This is a genomic window from Salsuginibacillus kocurii DSM 18087, assembly GCF_000377705.1.
Classification (GTDB): domain Bacteria; phylum Bacillota; class Bacilli; order Bacillales; family Marinococcaceae; genus Salsuginibacillus; species Salsuginibacillus kocurii.
In genome coordinates this window covers 1-19,629 of the sequence record NZ_KB898631.1, presented here as the reverse complement: position 1 = coordinate 19,629, position 19,629 = coordinate 1, and the positions used below count along the sequence as shown (strand labels likewise).

Genomic DNA, 19,629 nt, shown 5'->3' with positions numbered 1-19,629 from the left:
CTTGGAACCTTGTCCTCCCTTCAAATAATCAGTGCGCGCTTCGGCTTGAACGCGTACGCTCTAATCTTGCATAAAAAGCCAGCCGGAAATTTTCACCGGCTGGCTTCACTATTCCCTCTCCTCGCAACCTTACAACACCTTTTTCAGAAGGACCTCCATCTCCTGGTTGCGTTCTTCCTGTTCTTCTTCCGAAGCGAGGTCGTATTTTTTTAACAAATGGAACAGTTCGTTTAGCTGTTCTTGCGTCATCTGACGTTTTAGTTTGTCTTCACTGGCAAAGTAAAGGTCTTCCGGTAAGTGGTCTTCTTGTTCTTTTAGTTTTTTTTCTACATCTTCTACAGAATGATCAATTGGACAACTCATAAGTAGACACCTCTTGTTTTTAGTCTGAAATAAAATGTGCGGGTGGCGACGTTGTTATACGCTGAGGGTGAGAATACACATTAAATGAATTTCCTCGAATGAAGCCGACGGCCGTAATGTTTAAGTCTTCTGCCAGGCGGATAGCCAGGTCGGTCGGCGCTGATTTCGACAACACAATGCCAACGCCAATTTTGGCTGCTTTCGTTAACACTTCTGAGGAAATCCGGCCGCTGAATACGAGGACTTTGTCGCGTACAGAAATCCGATTTAATAAACAGTGGCCGTATAGTTTGTCGAGTGCATTGTGACGCCCGATATCTGCGCGGTTGACAATCGTTTCTTCCGGGGAGCAAATGGTTGCATTGTGCACACCGCCTGTATTTTTAAAGGCCGTGCTGGCTGCCTGCATCTCTTTCATTAAGCGGACACAGTCTTTGGCAGCGAGCGTAATCGTTGTCATCGACGTCTTCGCCGTACGCGCATCATTGTGAAAGTAAAACTGACGGCTTTTCCCGCAACATGAGCCGATAAACCGCTTCGAATATAAAGCCTGGTTGGTTACTTGCTCAGCATGGAGCGTGATGTAAGCAAAGCCCCGTTCTTCATTGAGTTCAAAGGATTTGATCTCGTTATAAAAACGAATAATTCCTTCTGATGCTAAAAAGCCAATGATTAATTCTTCAAGGTGTAAAGGCGTACACACCATCGTCGCAAATTCTTCGTCGTTTACGTAAATGGTAAGCGGAAATTCCGTTACAATTTCATCCTCAACGGTGGTTAAATTTTCACCGTCAAATCTTACAATCTCGCGTTTTATACTCATCTCATCGATTGGAATCACCTACCTTCATACACGTAACTTCCTAGTTGTGAGTTTACTATACATCTAACGAAAAGCAATCGACAAGTATAACCCCTGCGTTTCGATTCATCTGCTTCGGTAAGGGAGTGCTTGAATCTCTTTTTAAAATACGATATGATTCTAATGAATTCAAGAAATCGTAACATTTGAGATACGAGATAGAGACCCTGTTGTCGGTTCAAATGTTGATCAGTAATGTAAGCGATTCAATCGTTTGGTAGAGAAGTAGCGTTTCCTGTTTCTCGCTAAGCAATGCTGCCATCAAAATTCCCGGAGATGTAAGGGTTTTTTTGCGTGGACAGCCATCGCTTAAAACTCTCACCTTACCTTGACAATGGGCATGTCAATGGGAAAAGAATAGGTAAAAGGTTGGCGGACAAATGAATAAGTACGAAGCAGAGTTTAGTAACCTAGTACGGGCGTTTCGCAAACGCTATATGGGAAAAGGGCCAAGCAAGATTTACACGACCTTTTGCAAGAATTGGGCAATTTGTGAGATGGAGGGTAATCTTTCACCGGTCGAGCGTTTCATTGCGACAAATGATGATGGCAAACAGATGCTTAGAGGTGCCAGAACAGAAATGGTAAAAGAAATGTACCGCGATAATCATCCAGTAGAGATGGAAGAGCTGCTGGGCGCCAACTTTAAAGATTTGTTTGTTGATATTGATATTGAACGTGATTTTGGTATGTCGATCTTTGTGTTCGACGACGACTTAGAGAAAAAATTTAATGCAGAACGTACGTAAGGTTAGGTACTTGGCAGCGCTCCTGCTGAAGGCTTTGCCACCGTCGCTCTAGTAATCTAGGGCAGCGGTGGTTTTTATTTTGTCAAAATCAATAAAGAAATGGTTTAGAAGAGTACAGCGGACGGGGCAGTAGACATATAGATTTTATGAAGAGGTGAGTCATGTGGGAAATACAAAACATACAGGACCGGTGAAAGTAGATAAAAAGCCGCAGCCAAAACTGTGGGCCGGTCTTACGCCAATGGGGCTTGGCAAAGTAAAGCCTCACCATATTCGCGATACGATGAAAGTGGCCTGGGAAAATAAAGATAATGCAACCTATGCATTTCGAATTTTAACCCAGGGGGTGTGTGACGGCTGTGCACTTGGGGTGTCCGGCTTGTACGACCAAACCTTAAAAGGTCCTCATCTGTGCACGACGCGTTTGAATGTATTGCGCTTAAACACGATGCCGGCAATGGATCCGGCCTGGTTTGAAGATGTCGATAAACTGCGAGAACTAGACAGCACCGAGCTGCGCAAGCTCGGCCGCATTCCGTACCCCCTTTCCCGCAAAAAAGGAGAAAAGGCATTTACCCGCATCAGCTGGGACGAAGCACTCGACCGCATCGCTGCGAAAACAAAAGCGATTGACCCAAAGCAGATGGCCTTTTATCTAACGGCACGTGGGATTACGAATGAAGTCTACTACACAGCTGCCAAAGCGGCGCGTTTTATTGGCACCAACAATATTGATAATGCTTCTCGCATTTGCCATTCCCCGAGTAAGACGGCGCTTAAACGCTCGCTTGGGATAGGCGCCTCCAGTTGTAATTACAAAGACTGGATTGGCACGGATGTATTGGTGTTTTGGGGGAGTGTAGCTGCAAATAACCAGCCGGTTTCTACGAAGTATATGTATGCTGCCAAAAAGGCAGGAACGAAAATCATCATGATTAATCCATACCGGGAGCCGTCCATGGAAAAATACTGGATCCCATCGATTGCTGAGAGTGCGATGTTCGGAACCGAAATTGTCGATGACGTTTATCAAGTGAATATCGGCGGCGACATTGCTTTTATGAACGGGATTATGAAGTATTGGTTTGAAATGGAAGAGGAGGAACCGGGCTCGGCGGTAAATCATGAATTTATCAATGAGCATACGAACGGTTTCCATGAATTGAAAGAACATATGAAAAGCCAGGATTGGCATGAGCTTGAAGCATCTTCGGGCCTCTCCCAAGCAAGGATCGGTGAAATGGCCGAATTGTTGGCTAAGTCTAACTCAGGTATTTTCATCTGGAGCATGGGGCTTACCCAGCATCGCTTTGCTACCGATAATATTTCCCAGGTTGCAAACTTGGCGTTGCTCCAAGGTTTCCTCGGTCGTGAGCACTGCGGTGTTATGCCGATCCGTGGTCACAGCGGAGTTCAAGGATCTGGTGAAATGGGAGCTGATCCATTTGTGCTTCCTGGTGGCGACTTCACCCAGGAGAATGCCGACCGGATTGAGGATATTTGGAACTTTGAGGTGCCAAGGTGGCAAGGAGATACAGTCGGGCAAACGCTAGAAAACGCTATGCTTCCTGAGGATCATGAACGTAAGCTGAAGCTCTTTTACACGAGCGGAGGGAACTTCCTCGAGACCATGCCGGATCCAGATTACATTGAGCAAGTGCTTGAGAGTGTCGACCTCCGCGTCCATCAGGACATTATGTTTAACACGTCAACACTTGCTGATGCCAAAGAAGAAGTCATTATCCTGCCAGCGATGACCCGGTACGAACAGCCAGGTGGCGGCACATCGACGAGTACGGAACGCATGGTTTACTTCAGCCCGGAAATTAAAGGTCCACGCATTGAAGAAGCTCGCTCAGAGTGGGAGATTTATGTAGATTTAGCTTCGCGTATTCATCCTGAGCAAAAAGAGTTGATTCAGTTTAATACAGCTCAGGAAATTCGCGACGAGATTGCTGTGGCCAATACAAATTATGACGGCATTCAGCACTTAAAAGAAAAAGGAGATGTCTTCCAGTGGGGTGGGGCATGGCTTTGTGAAGATGGTGTCTGTCCAACTCCAGATGGAAAAGGGAACTTACTCAGCATTGATATTCCGGAAAACCGTCGCACCGAAGGCCAGTTCTTTGTGACGTCTCGTCGAGGCAAGCAGTTCAACTCAATGCTGTATAGCGATAAGGATCCGTTTAATAATGCGGATCGCTACGCCGTTGTAATGAGTGCAGAAGACGCTGAGAAACTAAACATTAAAGAACATGAAGCGATTGTCGCTTACAACCAGTTTGGAATCTACCAGGGAACCGCTCAGTTTGAAGATATTAGTTCTGGTAATATCGCCGTTTACTGGCCGGAAGGAAATGTTCTTCTTCCAAAAGGGGTATATGAAGAACATGCTCAGATTCCTGAATACAACACGGCAGTCATCGTCGAAAAGGCAGAAACCTTCCATGCCCAAAAGGACCAGAACTACGTGGAAAAACGAGTGGAAGACTTGGAGATGACGCCAGAATAAAAAGCTTCGTTAGTGAAAGGAAAGGGGAAAGGTGGAGCTTGTAAGCTGTAGCTTCACTCCTTTTCCCTTTTACGTATCACCTGTTCTTCAATGGCGATGTTAGGATAAAAATTTTTGTCGTTTCACTGCGAAAAAAGTGGAGATGTGTGGGTTGTTGGAAAAGAAAGGTGATTATGTATTCGCTTCAACGGGAATGGCTGTGTCCAAAGTTTGAATAGAAGGGATGTATGAGTATGGCTGAGAAGAAGACAAAAAACAGGTGGCTGATTGCGCTCGCTGCAGTCGGTATCCATATCTCCATCGGCTCTGTTTACGCCTGGAGTGTATTTACCAACCCGTTGCAATCAGAAATGGGTTGGAGCTTGAGTGGGGTATCACTTACTTTTAGTATTGCAATTTTATTTTTAGGTTTATCTGCAGCATTTATGGGGCATTTTGTCGAAAAGTATGGTCCTCGAGTCTCGGGATTAGTGGCAGCCAGCTTTTTTGGCGTCGGGGTTTTTGCGTCAGGATTTGCAGTAATGTTTGAATCTTTATGGTTAATTTATATCACTTACGGGGTATTGGGTGGTATAGGACTTGGGGTTGGTTATATTACCCCGGTTTCTTCTTTGGTTAAATGGTTTCCGGACCGCCGAGGGTTGGCGACAGGACTAGCAATCATGGGATTTGGCTTTGCCGCAACTATTGCAAGCCCGTTAAAAGAAGCCTTGATGAGCGGTGTCGGCATTGCTAATACGTTTTTTGTTTTAGGGGCCACTTATTTTGTCATCATGCTTGCTTCGTCTCTTTACTTAGAGCGTCCGCCGGAAGGTTACATGGCAGGGCATGAAGGTGGTACGAAAAAGAGTGCTGATTTAGCGCAGCTGACAGCGAATGAAGCTGTCAAAACGCGTCGTTTTTGGTATTTATGGATGATGTTATTTATTAATGTTACTGCTGGTATTGCCATTTTAGCCGTGGCTTCTCCAATGGGACAAGAAATTACCGGCATGTCGGCTGCAGCCGCAGCAACGATGGTTGGAATTATGGGCTTGTTTAACGGAGTTGGCAGGCTTGCGTGGGCCTCGCTTTCTGACTACATTGGACGAGCCAATACGTATACAGCCTTTTTCGTTATTCAAGTTGTGGCCTATTTTGCACTACCAAGTTTAACTCATTTGATTGTATTCCAAATTGTGTTGTTTATTATCATGACTTGTTATGGTGGCGGCTTCGCGTCGATTCCAGCTTATATTGGCGACCTTTTCGGTACAAAAGAGCTTGGCGCGATTCACGGTTACATTTTAACGGCTTGGGCAGCTGCCGGCCTTGTCGGTCCTAACGTTGCTTCTTACATTCGGGAAGTAACTGACAGTTATGTGCTCACTTTGTATATTTTTGGGGGGATGGTAGCGGTAGCGCTAGTCGTTTCCTTGTTAGTACGTATTGACATCACCCAACTTAAAAAGCAGAACGAAGCCGAACAAGCGGCTGGTTAATTCAACTTTACAAACCGTCGGGAGGGTCAATAGATCAGCCGACGGTTTCCTGCAACTTCATGTAAAAGCACACAAATTAACTCTTGTAGGTCTAGATGAAAAGAGAGGATGAGCAGTTTGACTAAAGACATATCTGTCCAACTGAACGGAAAACTTCAAACAGTTCAAGAAAACCAATCGATTCTAGAGGTGCTAAGAGGAACCGAAGAGGAAGTACCTAATGTTTGCTATCATCCAAGCTTGGGTGCGATCGAAACGTGCGACACCTGTATTGTAGAAGTGAACGGAGAAATGACACGTGCTTGTTCCACCACTATGAATTCAGGGGATAAAATCAAGACAGCGGCTCCTCATGTCCAGGAAGCTCAAGTTATTGCGATGGACCGGATTTTGTATAATCACGAGCTGTATTGTACGGTTTGTGATTATAACAACGGTACTTGTGAAATTCATAATGCGGTAAAAGACATGAAAATTAACCATCAAAGCATTCCGTTTGAAGCAAAGCCGAGCGAAGTAGACAACTCTGGGGCTTTTTACCGTTATGACCCGGACCAGTGTATTTTGTGCGGCCGCTGTGTCGAAGCATGCCAGGACGTGCAGGTAACCGAGACACTAACGATTGATTGGGAAAGAGAGCGTCCGCGTGTTATTTGGGACAACGATGTGCCGATCAATGAATCTTCCTGCGTCAATTGCGGCCACTGTTCTACTGTATGTCCATGCAACGCTATGATGGAGAAAGGCATGGTTGGAGAAGCAGGCTATATGACGGGCATTCAAGAAGATACACTACGCCCGATGATCGAAATCACAAAAAGTGTTGAAACGGGTTATGGATCGATTTTAGCCTTGTCGGATATGGAAGAAAAAATGCGGGATAACCGGATTGAAAAAACGAAAACGGTTTGTACGTATTGCGGAGTAGGCTGCAGCTTTGATATTTGGACGAAAGGCCGCGACATTTTAAAAGTTGAGCCGCAAGTGGAAGCACCGGCAAATGGCATCTCTACCTGCGTGAAAGGAAAATTCGGCTGGGACTTTGTGAACAGCGAAGAGCGGTTAAGAAAGCCACTCATCCGGGAAGGAGATAAATTCCGTGAAGCTGAATGGGATGAAGCCTTAGATCTCATTGCAGAAAAAATGACAGCAATCAAAGATGAACATAGTCAAGATGCGCTAGGGTTTATTAGTTCATCGAAATGTACGAATGAAGATTCATATTTAATGCAAAAGCTGGGACGGGCCGTTATGGGAACAAATAACATCGATAATTGTTCTCGTTACTGCCAAACGCCAGCTACCATGGGCTTGTTCCGCACAGTAGGTCACGGAGGAGATGCTGGTTCAATTAAAGACATTGAAATGTCGGAGCTTGTCATTGTAGTCGGGTCGAATACTTCGGAGTCTCACCCGGTCCTTGCAACACGGGTGAAGCGGGCCAATAAGCTCCATAACCAAAAGCTTATCGTCGCGGACATGAGAAAACATGAAATGGCAGAACGTTCTGACCTTTTCTTACATCCTAACTCCGGTACAGACTTGGTATGGATTTCAGCGGTTACCAAGTACATGATCGACCAAGGCTGGGCTGATCAGAACTTCATCAAAGAATGGGTGAACGGTGAAGCGGAATTTATTGAAAGCTTAGAGCCATATACTCTTGAATATGCAGAGGAAGTAACTGGGCTGAGTCAAGAACAGCTCATCCAGACTGCAGAAATGATCCGGGATGCAAAAACAACGTGCGTCCTTTGGGCGATGGGCGTTACCCAGCATATTGCAGGAAGCGATACGTCCACTGCAATCTCCAATTTGCTGCTCGCTACTGGCAATTATGGAAAACCCGGTACTGGCGCATATCCACTCCGCGGCCATAACAATGTTCAAGGGGCAAGCGACTTTGGCAGCATGCCGGACCGCTTCCCAGGTTATGAACTAGTAACTGACGATGAAGTGCGGGAAAAATATGAAAGAGTCTGGGGCGTTGATCTGCCGCGTGAGGTGGGGTTAAACAACCATGAAATGGTCGATGCCATCCATGAAGGTAAACTGAAAGGAATTTATTTAAAAGGAGAAGACATGGGAATTGTCGACTCCAACTTAAATTATGTGCAAACGGCTTTTGAGAAATTGGATTTCTTTGTTGTCCAAGACCCATTCTTATCGAAGACCGCAGAATTTGCTGATGTTGTGTTGCCTGCAAGTCCTAGTCTGGAAAAGGACGGAACATTCACCAACACGGAACGTCGCATTCAGCGCTTATACAAAACACTAGAACCATATGCGGATTCCAAACCAGATTGGCAAATTATTATGGAAGTGGCTAATCGCTTAGGAGCAAATTGGTCATATGATCACCCATCCGAAATTATGGATGAAGCTGCAAGCCTGGCGCCAATTTTTGCTGGCGTGAGCTACGACCGACTCGAAAACTATGAAAGTCTGCAATGGCCAGTTGATAAAGATGGGCGAGATTCACCGCTCCTATTTAAAGACGGGTTTCCTTTTCCAGATGGGAAAGCCAGATTTTATCCGGTTAGTTATACCGAGCCGATCACTTATGATGAAGAGTTTGACTTACACGTCAACAATGGCCGCCTGCTGGAGCATTTCCATGAAGGCAATATGACGTACCGAAATGAAGGCCTCAAAGAGAAAACTCCGTCCACATTCGTCGAAGTGTCGCCGCAGTTGGCTGAAGATCGCGGCTTAAGCGATGGAACACTCGTTAGATTAACTTCGCCGTATGGTTCGATTAAAATAAAATGTATTGTCACAGACCGTGTCACGGGCAACGAGCTCTATGTCCCAATGAACGACAGCGGAGATGCAGCTGTCAACTTTTTAACAAGCAGCTATGCCGACAAAGATACGGACACACCGGCTTATAAAGAATTGCGGGTAAAAATGGAGATCCTTGAGGAAAAAGGTGAATCGCCACTGCCGCGAATTAATCACCGCTACGGAAATCCACAGCCGCAAATTGGCGTTCAAGTAGAGAAGAAATGGCAGCGTTCTGACTACACATTCCCTGGTGAACTTGTGACAAAGGAAGGTGAGCCGCGTGGCTAAACCGATCACTCACATTGACAAAAAGGAACTTACTGAGGAAGAACAGCGCCAGCAGGAGTTAGAAGAGCTGCAAGAAACCTTACTTGAAAACAAAGAAGCCATCACGAAAACAGTAGAGCTCCTTGGAAATTTAGAGAAGCAAGGCATTCTTAATTTGCTAAATGGCTTGGTAAGTGAAGGCGACCAAGTATTAAGAGTTCTCGTGCAAAACCTTGATAAGCCAGAGAATACCCAGGCGATTCGTAATGGCCTGCTTATGATGAGCACGCTCGGCCTGGTCAACATGAAGGAATTGGAGCCGATCTTGCTTAAAGTAAATGCAGGGATTGAACGAGTAGGCGAGAATGCCGATACGGACGAATCAACGGGCTACCTCGACATGGTACGAGCATTAAAAGATCCAGAGGTAAACCGGGCCGTAACTCTCACCTTAAACTTTTTAAAAGGAATGGGAGAGGAAAAAACCGACCACCAACAAAACGTCGATCGCACACCGGATTCGAACGTGTAATAGTAATAAGAAAGGGGCTGTCCATGATTAATGGGCAGCCTTATTTGTGTAAAAGGAAATTTTTGAGATCCTGTGCTACGATGGAAGGGTATATCCGAAGCGTATAGGGTATAACTTTAAGGCAGGCTTTTTTTGTATTTGCAGGGAATACGACTCAATTTTTGAAAAAGGAAGTGAGAGGGATGAAGACCGTAACATTAAATAATGGAATAACGATGCCGCAGCTCGGCTTTGGTGTATGGCAGGTAGATGAAAGTGAAGCTGGGCCCGCAGTAGAGAAAGCGCTGGAAGTCGGATACCGCTCAATTGACACGGCTGCTATTTATAAGAATGAACGGGGCGTTGGCCAGGCTCTTAAAAATACACATATTCCACGTGAAGAGCTCTTTATCACGACCAAAGTGTGGAACGGGGACCAAGGCTTTGATGAGACATTACGAGCATTTGATGCCAGCCTAGAAAAGCTGGGGCTTGATTATCTTGATCTCTATCTCATTCATTGGCCCACACCGGAATACGATACGTATATCGAGACATACAAAGCTCTTGAAAAGCTTTATCATGATGGTAGAGTTCGGGCGATTGGCGTCTGTAACTTTGACAGTGTCCATGTGGAGCGCATTTTAGAAGAATGCGAAGTAACTCCGGCTTTGAATCAAGTCGAGTGTCATCCGTACCTTGCCCAGCACGAATTAAAGGAATTCTGTAAAACAAGCGATATATATGTGGAAGCATGGAGCCCCTTGATGCAGGGAGGAGACGTATTAGAACACCATGTTATTCAATCCTTGGCCCGAAAACATAGCAAAACACCAGCTCAAGTTATTCTGCGCTGGCACCTGCAGCGAGACACAATTGCCATACCAAAATCGGTCACTCCGGCACGGATTGAAGAAAATTTCAATGTCTTCGATTTTGAATTAACGACGCAAGATATGCAGAAAATTGACAGCATCGATCGAAATGAGCGACAAGGTCCACACCCAAGTGAAATGAACGCCCGCTAGGAAAGGGAGCTGTCTCCAGATGAGGCAGCTCTTTAGAAATGCAGAGCACTAATTCACATAATATTCTCAGGAAAATACGTAACATTCCACCCGATTTACGTAACATTTCTCTTTATGTTTTAGTAATAAAAGCTGTGATACGATGGGAAGGTGGATGGATATTACTAAGAAGAAGGTGGAGGGCGCTCATGACGCGAATGTATTTAAGTTTGTTTGCTGCAGCTTTGTTTTTGATTGGGGCGCTTATGGGCTGGGGCGAAGGCATGACGTCATTTGTTTTAGTCAACCTTGCGCTTTGTGCTTTAGCTGTTGCTGATGCAACCGTGCGCTACCGGCGTATGAAAAAAGATTCTGATTCATAACGAAGGAGAAGACCTAGCTAGTAGCTGAGGCAGAACCGGAAAAAGAGCCTCTTACGACAAGGCGTTACATAAGTAAAAAGCAGGTCCGCGTTCGAATATGCGCGACCTGCTTTTTTATTTGTAAACAAAGGTGTTATTGCTCCCAATCTAAAGGCTTTCGCTCTAACGGAACAAATGCAAATGAAGACAAGTGGGCGCTTGGGTCAGTGGTGAGAGAGCCAGTCTGCTTATAGCCTTCTGTTAGGTGGACCGCTGTTCTTCATATGAGGTGCGGTCTTGAATATTGCCGTCTTTATCTTGAATGACAAGATGTGTTTGTTTTTTCTTGGCGATCTCACGCGCGCGGTCAATCGCATCTTGCTTTTTATCAAACACTTGGTCAGGCTTTTTGGCATCATCTGCCTGCACAGCCCAACCGTTTTCATGAGGAAGGACATGTTCACCCATATCGAAAAGTTCCGGGTCACTTCCTTCGTTGTCATCATCATCGTCACGCTCTTTTAAAGCCTGGTCACTTTTTTGTTCCATTTGTTTGATTTCTTTGTCACTCGCGTTTTCATACCATTCCTTTGCTTTATCGGTGGCAATTGGGATGGCCCGGCTTTCATCATGACCGTCATCTAGCATTGCGTTACCAATTTCAATTGCCTTTTTTCGAACTGGGGTTTCTAGGTTTTTGAGTGAGCTCGGATAATCGTTCGTGTCCCAAGGCACAGGACCTCACCTCCTGTATGATATCTACTTTTTTAATTGCCGATCCTGCTTGTTTTCAAACAGGGAAAAAGGAACCATCATCGCGCTACTAATTTAACTTTTCAGTTCGGCTTGAATTTCTCGTAGGAAGGCCTGCACTTGTGGCAGTAGCTCAGCGCCTGCACGCCATGCGCACCAATTGTGGCGAACAGCTTGTTCATTTTCGCTAAGTAGCGGTTCTATTTGTATTCGTTCCTCGTTCACATCTTGCAGGGCTAAAAGAGGCAAAACACTGCTGCCAACTCCGCGTTTTACTAGCTGTTTGCACGTTTCTATCTGGTCGACTTGAAGGAGTGAGGAGGAAGTCGTTTTTTTATGCGCGGTGAGCCACTCATGTACTACTTTTTCAAACGTGTCATCGCTTTTAAAACGTATGAACAAAGAAGGGTCAGTATCTTTTTTCTGCACATAAAAGAGCGGGTCAGCGAAAAGATATTCATGGGCTAAATGCTGTGGTCGTTCGCCGCGAGTAAGTAAGAGGTGATAGGTGTTGTCTGTAGCCAACAAATGATCACTAAGCCCTGTATTAATATGCAAATCCACTGCTGGATAGCGTTCAATGAATCGTTCTAGGACCGAAGGAAGAAAGTATTGGCCAAGAACAGAAGAAACACCGAGAGAAAGCCGGCCCTGGACCTTTTCAGAAAGATGGTCTAATTCAGCGCGGAGCTGTTCTTCTTTTGCTAACATTTCGCGTGCATAGTCCGCTATTTTTTCGCCGGCTGGAGTAGGAAGCAATGATGTAGAAGTACGTATAAACATCGTCTCGCCCCAGTTTGTTTCGAGAGCCTTCAAACGCTGGCTAATAGCTGGCTGGGAAATGAGCAGTCGTCTGGCGGCAGCTCGAACTGTCTTTTCTTCATACAACGCTTGAATGAGTTCATAATCAGTATATTTCATGTGCATCCCTGCCTTAGTGATAACTTTTTCTTATCAATTTTAATTATTTAATAATATTATCATTATTACTGCTGCCCGTATAACATAGAAAGAGAAGAGGAGCGCTTTGAAACAGGAGAGAGAGGGAGAAGGATGATTGATTATTTCCATGAAGAAAAGAATCGCCACAGTTATGGGCAGCGCCGGGTCGATAAGAGCTGGAAGGATGCACTTCAGCCTTGGCTGCAGGAAAGAAGAGTGAAACACGCAGCTGATGTTGGCTGTGGTGGTGGCATTTATGCTAAGGCATTAGTGGACATGGGGGTTTCTTCTGTAACTGGCATCGATTTTTCCGAACCTACTATACAAGCATCGACGGAAACGTTTGGTGAAGATGCAGCGATCAGTATGGTCTGGGGCACAGCTGAGCACCTTCCTTTAGCTAAGGAAAGTGTTGACCTTGTTCTTGCTCGTGCGCTTATTCACCATCTAAACGACGTCTCTCTTTTTATTAGTGAGGCAAACCGAGTGTTAAAAAAGGACGGGCTTCTATTGATTCAGGACCGTACGCTGACAGACTGCCTGCTGCCGGGGAGTAGAGACCATGTGCGCGGCTATTTTTTCACAGCCTTCCCCGAGTTGGTTCCGCTTGAGCGTAAGCGTCGTCCTGCTGGAAAGGAAGTACTGGAAAAGTTGTCCGAGTCAGGATTTGGAGATATTGAAGAAAACCAATTGTGGGAGACACGCAAACGGTATCCAGGGAAAGAAGAATGGTTGCATGAGTTAAAGGAGCGAACGGGCCGATCGATCTTACAGCACCTTTCAGATGAAAAGCTTGAAGAACTGCTTAGCTATTTAAACCATTGCCTGCCCGCAGAAGAACCGATTGTGGAAAAAGACCGCTGGACGATTTGGAAAGCCGAAAAGAAAGGAGTTAGGTAATATGGGGGTTGGGTTTATAGGCGTAGATCACATTCAATTGGCCGCACCTAGAGGAGGAGAAGAGAAAGCCCGTAAGTTTTGGAGTGAAGTGTTGGGATGTCCTGAAATTGAAAAGCCTCCAGCTTTAAAAGGGCGGGGCGGCGCCTGGTTTCAAGTTGGTGCTGAGCAGGTACATGTTGGCATAGAAGAAGGATTTAAGGCGGCCAAAAAAGCCCATCCTGCGTTTCAAGTGCAGGAGATAGAAGAAGTGGTGCGGGCATTAGAACAGGCCAATATTCCGTGTGAACGAGATGATTCACTTCCTCGGGCTAAGCGGTTTTATACAGAGGATCCCTTCGGCAATCGACTTGAATTTTTGGAATGGAAATAGAAAGGATTGTTGTAGAAAAAATTAAGGAGTCATGGAGCTTTCCCCTTGAGTAGCCTTGTGCTATAGGTTGAGCAGAATGTTTTATAGTTTTCGTCTGCATGCGATAAGATAAGAGCATTGCTACCTAGCAGTAAGGTTTATAAACCGAGGAGGAGAACATAATGACAACAGACTACGCGAACATTTTAGATTCATATACGCTGGCTAACGGGGTAACGTTAAAGAATCGCGTTTTGCTTGCGCCGATGACGAACTTTGCTTCTGAAGAAAATGGAGAAGTTTCTGAAGAAGAATTGGCGTATTATAAAGTGCGCTCGAGTGGAGTGGGCGCAGTGATTACAGCTTGTGCTAATGTAACCGAAGACGGGAAAGGCTTCCCCAATGAGATTGGTGTTTATTCCGATCGATTGATTCCAGGATTGAAGCGCTTAGCGGCTACAATTCAAGCGCAAGGGGCAAAAGCGATCTTGCAAATTTTTCATGGTGGCCGCATGTGCCCTCCTGAATTAGTACCCGGACAAGAACCAATCAGTGCAAGCGCGGTGCCGGCTGAACGTGAAAACGCTGCGGTGCCAAGAGAAATGACTGAGGCCGATGTGGAACGTGTAATTGAAGCATTTGCTGAAGCTACAAGACGAGCGATTGAAGCAGGCTTTGATGGGGTAGAGATTCATGGAGCTAACACGTACTTAATTCAACAATTCTTCTCTCCTCATTCAAACAGGCGAGAAGATAAATGGGGAGGCACGCTTACGAAGCGACTTAGCTTTCCGTTAGCTGTGGTCGACCGGGTACGTGCAGCAGTGGAGAAATAAAGCGACTCTTCGTTCATCGTTGGATATCGCTTTTCTCCAGAAGAACGAGAAGAACCAGGCATAACCATGGAAGACACAGCCGCTTTAATCGATGAATTAGCCAGCAAAGACCTGGATTACTTACATGTTTCTGTGCAAGATTTCTGGAACGGCTCGATGCGTGATGACAACGACACGACGTCACGTGTTCAACTGGTGCAGGAGCAGGTGGGGGACCGGGTCCCAGTGATAGGGGTAGGGTCTATTCATACCCCGGCCGAAGCAGTCCAGGCGCTCGATCAAGTTCCACTTATTGCAATTGGCCGGGAGCTTATTGTAGAACCAGAGTGGGTGCAAAAAGTGGAAGACGGTAAGCTCGAGGAGATCCGCACTTCTCTTACGCCGGCAGAGCAAGAAAAGCTCGTAGTACCCGATCAGTTATGGCAGGCGATTATGAATACGCCGGGGTGGTTCCCAGTCGAAAGGTAAAGTAATGAAAGGAGTCCGGTCGATTGTAAAAGTGGCCGGACTTTTGCATTTTTTACAGACTGATATAATCAAACCTGAAGATGTTGACATCCTTACGTGGCTGCGTTTCACTAAGATAAGAAACGTGCTCGCTAAAATTTTTTACCTTGTTTCCCAGGAAGGATGAAAAATATGACGACGGAACCGTGGTGGAAAGAAAGTGTAGTTTATCAAATTTATCCACGCAGTTTTAATGATAGTAACGGTGACGGCATCGGAGATATCCCCGGCATCATCGAAAAATTAGACTACTTAAGCACATTAGGGGTCGATGTGATTTGGCTTTCGCCAATTTATGATTCACCGAACGATGATAACGGTTACGATATCCGCAATTATCAAGCTATCATGCATGAATTCGGCACGATGGCTGATTTTGACGAATTGCTTGAAAAAGCGCATGCGAAAGGCCTTAAAATTGTGATGGACCTAGTCGTCAATCATACCTCGGATGAACACGCTTGGTTTATGGAAGCAAAGCAGTCAAAAAATAGCCCAAAACGCGATTATTACATATGGAGAGAAGGCAGGAACGGGGCACAACCAAACAATTGGGCATCCAACTTTAGCGGCCCGGCCTGGGAATATGACGAACAAACAGACATGTATTATTTACATTTATTCAGCAAAAAACAACCTGACTTGAATTGGGAAAACCCGGAGCTGCGCCAGGATGTATACAAGATGATGAAGTGGTGGCTTGATAAAGGAGTCGCCGGCTTCCGAATGGACGTTATTAACTTGATTTCTAAAGATCAATCCTTTCCCGACGGTGAACTTGCGGAAGGGGAGGTTTATGCTTCACCTATGCCGATGACAGCTAATGGCCCCCGCATTCATGAGTTTTTGCGTGAAATGAATGAACAAGTTCTCTCCCAATATGATATCTTAACCGTCGGTGAAATGCCGGGAGTGGATGTAGAAGAAGTAAAACGCTACACCGCAGCCGAGCGAAACGAATTACATATGGTTTTTCATTTTGAACATATGGGACTTGGAGACGGGCCGGAAGGAAAGTGGTCTGCTCTTTCTTGGAAGCTGACGGAGCTAAAAAAGATTATGTCCAAATGGCAGTATGGATTGGAGCAAGAAGGATGGAACAGCTTGTACTGGAACAATCATGACCAACCTCGCGTCGTTTCCAGGTTCGGTGATGACAAAACCTACCGGGAGCGTTCGGCCAAAATGCTTGCAACTTGCCTGCACGGCATGAAAGGCACACCCTACATTTACCAAGGTGAAGAGATCGGGATGACAAATGTAGCTTTTTCCTCAATTGCGGAGTACGAAGATATCGAAAGCATTAACTGGTATAACGAAAAAAGGAAGCAAGGTGTGCCGGAAGAAGAACTGTTGCAATCAATTCATGCCCGCGGCCGCGACAATGCACGTACCCCGATGCAATGGGATGACACACTCCACGCTGGGTTTACCAAAGGAACGCCCTGGCTCGCCGTAAATCCAAACTATAAAGAAATCAATGTCAAACAGGCGCTCGAACAGCCGAATTCTATCTTCTATTATTATAAACAGTTAATCGCACTACGAAAAACAGAAGAAACGCTGGTGCATGGGGCGTATGGTTTACTGCTTCCTGAAGACGAAGCAGTCTATGCTTACACACGTAAATTTAATGAAGATGTACTGCTTGTGGTTTGTAATTTCACGGCCGAAGAGCAGCGGCGCAACTTTAACGCAGAACTAGGGGAGCGGCAAGCTCGGGTTATTGTGAGCAACTTGGAACAAGAGGAAGCTCAGCTGCTGGACGAAGTGGTGTTAGCGCCGTACGAGGCCTTTATTTACCGATTGCAATCATCATGATGGAAAAAGGGGGGCATGAGTCTAGAAGATCCCCTCAAAGCCTGAGATAGAAAGGAAATTAGAAACTAAAAAGGAGAGAAGAGGGAGGGGTAGAATTGCTGGACACCCATGCGAGAAAATATGTAGATCCCTATATAGACCGAAGTGCTTCGATGTGTCTAAAGCTCGGTTTAACACCTAATCAAGTGACCGTTCTCTCCTTTATCATCGGCGCAACCACAGGGCTCTGGATTGGCTTCGAACAAGCCTGGGTCGCTGTGGTGGTTCTTTGGATCTCCGGCTTTTTGGATGCGGTAGACGGTGCAATGGCCCGACGTACAGAAACCACGCCGTTTGGCACAGTGCTCGACGTTACATTTGACCGCTTGGTTGAGATAAGTGTCATCCTTGGCATCGCATATTTGCACCCAGACATGCTATGGGCGCTATTGCTTTTGAGCGTCTCCATCATTTTTTCCATGACGGTATTTTTGACCGTAGGTGCGGTATCCGAAAAAGCTGGCATCAAATCCTTCTATTATCAAGCTGGCGTAGCTGAACGGACAGAAGGCTTTTTATTTTTCACAGCTATGATACTCTTTCCGTCCTATGTGTTATACATGATTCTAGCTTTTTTCATTGTTGAAACCTTTACCGGCCTTCAACGCTTATTGGAAGCCAAGCGCATATTAAAAAAACAAGCTGGACGGTAAAGAAGATGTTGCTAGCGGATGGAAGAGCTCATACGTAAAGGTGAAGCAGGTACATTAAGGGGCTTATTGGTGGGAAAACAGCACGATGCTCAAGGGGTGGGTAGGGAAATAAGGGGAAGCATCTGGCTTGGGAAATATAGAGGTTTCAGTACTTAGCTCCACGCAGACGCATTCACCACAGGCACCAGGGTGACATCGGCTTGGTCCTTCGATTGACCGCAGCTACTGAAAAAGTCAATTCGCCGATAATTACATTTATCATTTTTCACTACAACTTATAGTGAAAAATAGTGGATGAGGCTGGAGCAAGTGAGAATGCTGTGGAAAAAGAAGTCAGGGCAAGACTCCGCAGAGCCACGCTGGAAGCGGCTTGCCGACTTCTCCACGGAAAGCGACCTTGTGCAGGCTCCTTAACCTCTTTATACAGGTTAAAGTATAAAGGTAAACCGATTCTTAAATGATAAGCAGTTTTTCAGCAGCTTTCGTTTGCCCTTCGCCGTGTCTTCTTTGCCGTAGCAACGCTTCAGTCTCCTCATCATAAGAAAATCCAGCTGTGATGATAACTACATCACGCTGGATTAACCATTTGAACCTGCAATCGATTAGATAAATCGAGCATAAGTGTGCACTCAAAACCCTGGTTTATTCTCCACTAACCTTAAAGTTTACTTCAATGTTACCGGATGTCGCTTTGGAGTAAGGACAGACCTTATGAGCTTTCTCTACAAGTTCTTCTGCGTCCTGTTGGGAAACGCCATCTACATCCACGTGCAGCGTAACACCTATCTTAAAACCATCATCAGCAGGGTCTTTCAATAAGCTTACTTCTCCTGTAACTTGTGAATCGATTTCCTTTTCAGCATTTTGCGCCACTAAATTTAAGGCACCATCAAAACAAGCAGCATAACCTGCCGCAAATAACTGTTCGGGATTGGTGGCATCGGCTGGTGATTGATCCCCTTTTGGCATGGCTAAATTTAAATCAATTACACCATTATCTGAATTCACGTGACCTTCACGTCCGCCCTTTGCTTGAGCTTGGGCGGTAAATATGACCTCTGACATGTTAGCACCCTCCTTCCTGCCTAAATAATATTCCTTTAGTATACATTAACGTTTCTCATGAAATTTAAACCTTGTTATAGCTTCTAATATATTATAAGGAAGTAACTCGACATTTTAACGAGCATACGAAACATAAGGATTAAATTGGAAGGTGATTGTTGTTGACGCAGAGGATAGTGCTTGTTAAGATGAGAATCCGTTGTTAACGACAGTGCCAAGGAAGTTAAGTTAACATGGATTAATAGTGGAATTCAGCTTAGGTAATCCTTTAACTACAGGTTGACGTTATAGTCTTTTTACGTTATTATGTTAAATCTGCCGGAGAGAAAGCAGACCTTAAGCTATTGCAAGGAAGAAAAGCTGTTGACTAAACCATCACAATGTGAGATGATAGAAATTCTTCAGAGCTATGAAGCTTTGAAAATTTGATTTGAAATTATTGTTGACATTGTTTTAGATGCATTGTACAATAGTTATTGTCGCTTTGAGCGGCGGAATATTTGTTGGCCCTTTGAAAACTGAATGAAAGAAAGCGCCTGTCAATTTTAATTGATAGTTTATATGAGAGCGAGTCAAATCGCTTCGATTATAAGGGCGTTCGGTTCTGTTGGTTCTTAGGAGCTAGTCGGAAGGCCTGCTACGTTCGCAACGTCCTGTTGCAACGCAGGCACTCGAACGTCCTGTTCTTCGGAGAGTTTGATCCTGGCTCAGGACGAACGCTGGCGGCATGCCTAATACATGCAAGTCGAGCGCGTGAAGCAGGTTGATCCCTTCGGGGTGACACCTGTGGATCGAGCGGCGGACGGGTGAGTAACACGTGGGCAACCTGCCCTGTCGATCGGAATAACCCCGGGAAACCGGGG

General features: G+C 45.4%; 17 protein-coding genes, 1 rRNA gene and 1 pseudogene. 13 read left to right on the top strand and 6 right to left on the bottom strand.

Translation table 11 applies throughout. The features are described from left to right. Positions 1–129 precede the first annotated feature (129 nt). Both D469_RS0115420 and fdhD read right to left on the bottom strand, forming a co-directional pair. Entirely contained in the window at positions 130–363 is a 234-nt protein-coding gene (locus D469_RS0115420) for a hypothetical protein (RefSeq protein WP_018924292.1), read from the bottom strand. Between the two features lie 19 nt (positions 364–382). After that, positions 383–1,186 carry a formate dehydrogenase accessory sulfurtransferase FdhD gene (gene fdhD / locus D469_RS0115415; RefSeq protein ID WP_040606953.1) on the bottom strand — a complete coding sequence of 268 codons (804 nt, stop codon included), beginning with the start codon at positions 1,184–1,186 and terminating at the stop codon, positions 383–385. Between the two features lie 419 nt (positions 1,187–1,605). Between fdhD and D469_RS0115410 the strand changes: the two genes are divergently transcribed. From D469_RS0115410 to D469_RS22175, 7 genes are all read left to right on the top strand, one after another. Beyond that, a complete protein-coding gene (locus tag D469_RS0115410) occupies positions 1,606–1,974 on the top strand; it encodes a Na-translocating system protein MpsC family protein (RefSeq protein WP_018924290.1) in 369 nt (122 codons plus the stop codon). Positions 1,975–2,137: 163 nt separating this feature from the next. Then, positions 2,138–4,486, top strand: coding sequence for an FdhF/YdeP family oxidoreductase (locus D469_RS0115405; RefSeq protein WP_018924289.1), 2,349 nt, complete (start codon positions 2,138–2,140; stop codon positions 4,484–4,486). Positions 4,487–4,713: 227 nt separating this feature from the next. Beyond that, entirely contained in the window at positions 4,714–5,967 is a 1,254-nt protein-coding gene (locus D469_RS0115400) for an L-lactate MFS transporter (protein ID WP_018924288.1), read from the top strand. A 117-nt stretch (positions 5,968–6,084) separates the two neighbouring features. Then, on the top strand, positions 6,085–9,042 hold the full coding sequence (gene fdhF / locus D469_RS0115395) for a formate dehydrogenase subunit alpha (RefSeq protein ID WP_018924287.1): 2,958 nt from the start codon (positions 6,085–6,087) through the stop codon (positions 9,040–9,042). Beyond that, positions 9,035–9,553 (top strand): helical membrane plugin domain-containing protein, encoded by a 519-nt coding sequence (locus D469_RS0115390; RefSeq protein WP_018924286.1) that lies wholly within the window; start codon positions 9,035–9,037, stop codon positions 9,551–9,553. The genes fdhF and D469_RS0115390 overlap by 8 nt, the downstream gene beginning before the upstream one ends. 182 nt (positions 9,554–9,735) lie before the next feature. After that, positions 9,736–10,560 carry an aldo/keto reductase gene (locus D469_RS0115385; RefSeq protein ID WP_018924285.1) on the top strand — a complete coding sequence of 275 codons (825 nt, stop codon included), beginning with the start codon at positions 9,736–9,738 and terminating at the stop codon, positions 10,558–10,560. Between the two features lie 188 nt (positions 10,561–10,748). Further along, positions 10,749–10,922, top strand: coding sequence for a hypothetical protein (locus D469_RS22175; RefSeq protein WP_018924284.1), 174 nt, complete (start codon positions 10,749–10,751; stop codon positions 10,920–10,922). 240 nt (positions 10,923–11,162) lie between these two features. Here D469_RS22175 and D469_RS0115375 read toward each other — a convergent pair whose 3' ends face one another. Both D469_RS0115375 and D469_RS20545 read right to left on the bottom strand, forming a co-directional pair. Further along, the gene (locus D469_RS0115375) at positions 11,163–11,636 is read right to left on the bottom strand and encodes a DUF2188 domain-containing protein (RefSeq protein ID WP_018924283.1); all 474 of its coding nucleotides are present in this window, start codon (positions 11,634–11,636) and stop codon (positions 11,163–11,165) included. A 93-nt stretch (positions 11,637–11,729) separates the two neighbouring features. Next, positions 11,730–12,575: a LysR family transcriptional regulator gene (locus tag D469_RS20545; RefSeq protein ID WP_018924282.1), complete on the bottom strand. Its 846-nt coding sequence runs from the start codon at positions 12,573–12,575 to the stop codon at positions 11,730–11,732. A 132-nt stretch (positions 12,576–12,707) separates the two neighbouring features. On the opposite strand from D469_RS20545, the gene D469_RS0115365 reads away from it, so the two are divergent. The 5 genes and pseudogenes from D469_RS0115365 to D469_RS0115340 all read left to right on the top strand — a co-directional run bounded on the left by D469_RS0115365 (position 12,708) and on the right by D469_RS0115340 (position 17,701). Then, positions 12,708–13,496 (top strand): class I SAM-dependent methyltransferase, encoded by a 789-nt coding sequence (locus tag D469_RS0115365; protein WP_018924281.1) that lies wholly within the window; start codon positions 12,708–12,710, stop codon positions 13,494–13,496. Position 13,497: 1 nt separating this feature from the next. After that, entirely contained in the window at positions 13,498–13,866 is a 369-nt protein-coding gene (locus D469_RS0115360) for a VOC family protein (protein ID WP_018924280.1), read from the top strand. 161 nt (positions 13,867–14,027) lie between these two features. Beyond that, positions 14,028–15,149: pseudogene (locus tag D469_RS20540) on the top strand (NADH-dependent flavin oxidoreductase). A 171-nt stretch (positions 15,150–15,320) separates the two neighbouring features. Beyond that, positions 15,321–17,009, top strand: a complete 1,689-nt coding sequence (locus tag D469_RS0115345; protein ID WP_018924276.1) for a glycoside hydrolase family 13 protein — start codon at positions 15,321–15,323, stop codon at positions 17,007–17,009. A gap of 95 nt (positions 17,010–17,104) precedes the next feature. After that, positions 17,105–17,701 (top strand): CDP-alcohol phosphatidyltransferase family protein, encoded by a 597-nt coding sequence (locus D469_RS0115340; protein WP_018924275.1) that lies wholly within the window; start codon positions 17,105–17,107, stop codon positions 17,699–17,701. A gap of 453 nt (positions 17,702–18,154) precedes the next feature. Here the strand turns inward: D469_RS0115340 and D469_RS22170 are convergent, their stop codons facing one another. Both D469_RS22170 and D469_RS0115330 read right to left on the bottom strand, forming a co-directional pair. Next, positions 18,155–18,334: a hypothetical protein gene (locus tag D469_RS22170; protein WP_156817012.1), complete on the bottom strand. Its 180-nt coding sequence runs from the start codon at positions 18,332–18,334 to the stop codon at positions 18,155–18,157. A 9-nt stretch (positions 18,335–18,343) separates the two neighbouring features. After that, positions 18,344–18,766, bottom strand: coding sequence for an organic hydroperoxide resistance protein (locus D469_RS0115330; protein ID WP_018924273.1), 423 nt, complete (start codon positions 18,764–18,766; stop codon positions 18,344–18,346). A 684-nt stretch (positions 18,767–19,450) separates the two neighbouring features. On the opposite strand from D469_RS0115330, the gene D469_RS0115325 reads away from it, so the two are divergent. Continuing rightward, a 16S ribosomal RNA gene (locus tag D469_RS0115325) occupies positions 19,451–19,629 on the top strand; the annotation flags it as partial.

Bases quoted from the DNA above. Each gene is read 5' to 3' on its own strand.
- D469_RS0115420 (WP_018924292.1), bottom strand. From the start codon at position 363: ATGAGTTGTCCAATTGATCATTCTGTAGAAGATGTAGAAAAAAAACTA.
- fdhD (WP_040606953.1), bottom strand. From the start codon at position 1,186: ATGAGTATAAAACGCGAGATTGTAAGATTTGACGGTGAAAATTTAACC.
- D469_RS0115410 (WP_018924290.1), top strand. From the start codon at position 1,606: ATGAATAAGTACGAAGCAGAGTTTAGTAACCTAGTACGGGCGTTTCGC.
- D469_RS0115400 (WP_018924288.1), top strand. From the start codon at position 4,714: ATGAGTATGGCTGAGAAGAAGACAAAAAACAGGTGGCTGATTGCGCTC.
- D469_RS0115385 (WP_018924285.1), top strand. From the start codon at position 9,736: ATGAAGACCGTAACATTAAATAATGGAATAACGATGCCGCAGCTCGGC.
- D469_RS22175 (WP_018924284.1), top strand. From the start codon at position 10,749: ATGACGCGAATGTATTTAAGTTTGTTTGCTGCAGCTTTGTTTTTGATT.
- D469_RS20545 (WP_018924282.1), bottom strand. From the start codon at position 12,575: ATGAAATATACTGATTATGAACTCATTCAAGCGTTGTATGAAGAAAAG.
- D469_RS0115365 (WP_018924281.1), top strand. From the start codon at position 12,708: ATGATTGATTATTTCCATGAAGAAAAGAATCGCCACAGTTATGGGCAG.
- D469_RS0115360 (WP_018924280.1), top strand. From the start codon at position 13,498: ATGGGGGTTGGGTTTATAGGCGTAGATCACATTCAATTGGCCGCACCT.
- D469_RS0115345 (WP_018924276.1), top strand. From the start codon at position 15,321: ATGACGACGGAACCGTGGTGGAAAGAAAGTGTAGTTTATCAAATTTAT.
- D469_RS0115330 (WP_018924273.1), bottom strand. From the start codon at position 18,766: ATGTCAGAGGTCATATTTACCGCCCAAGCTCAAGCAAAGGGCGGACGT.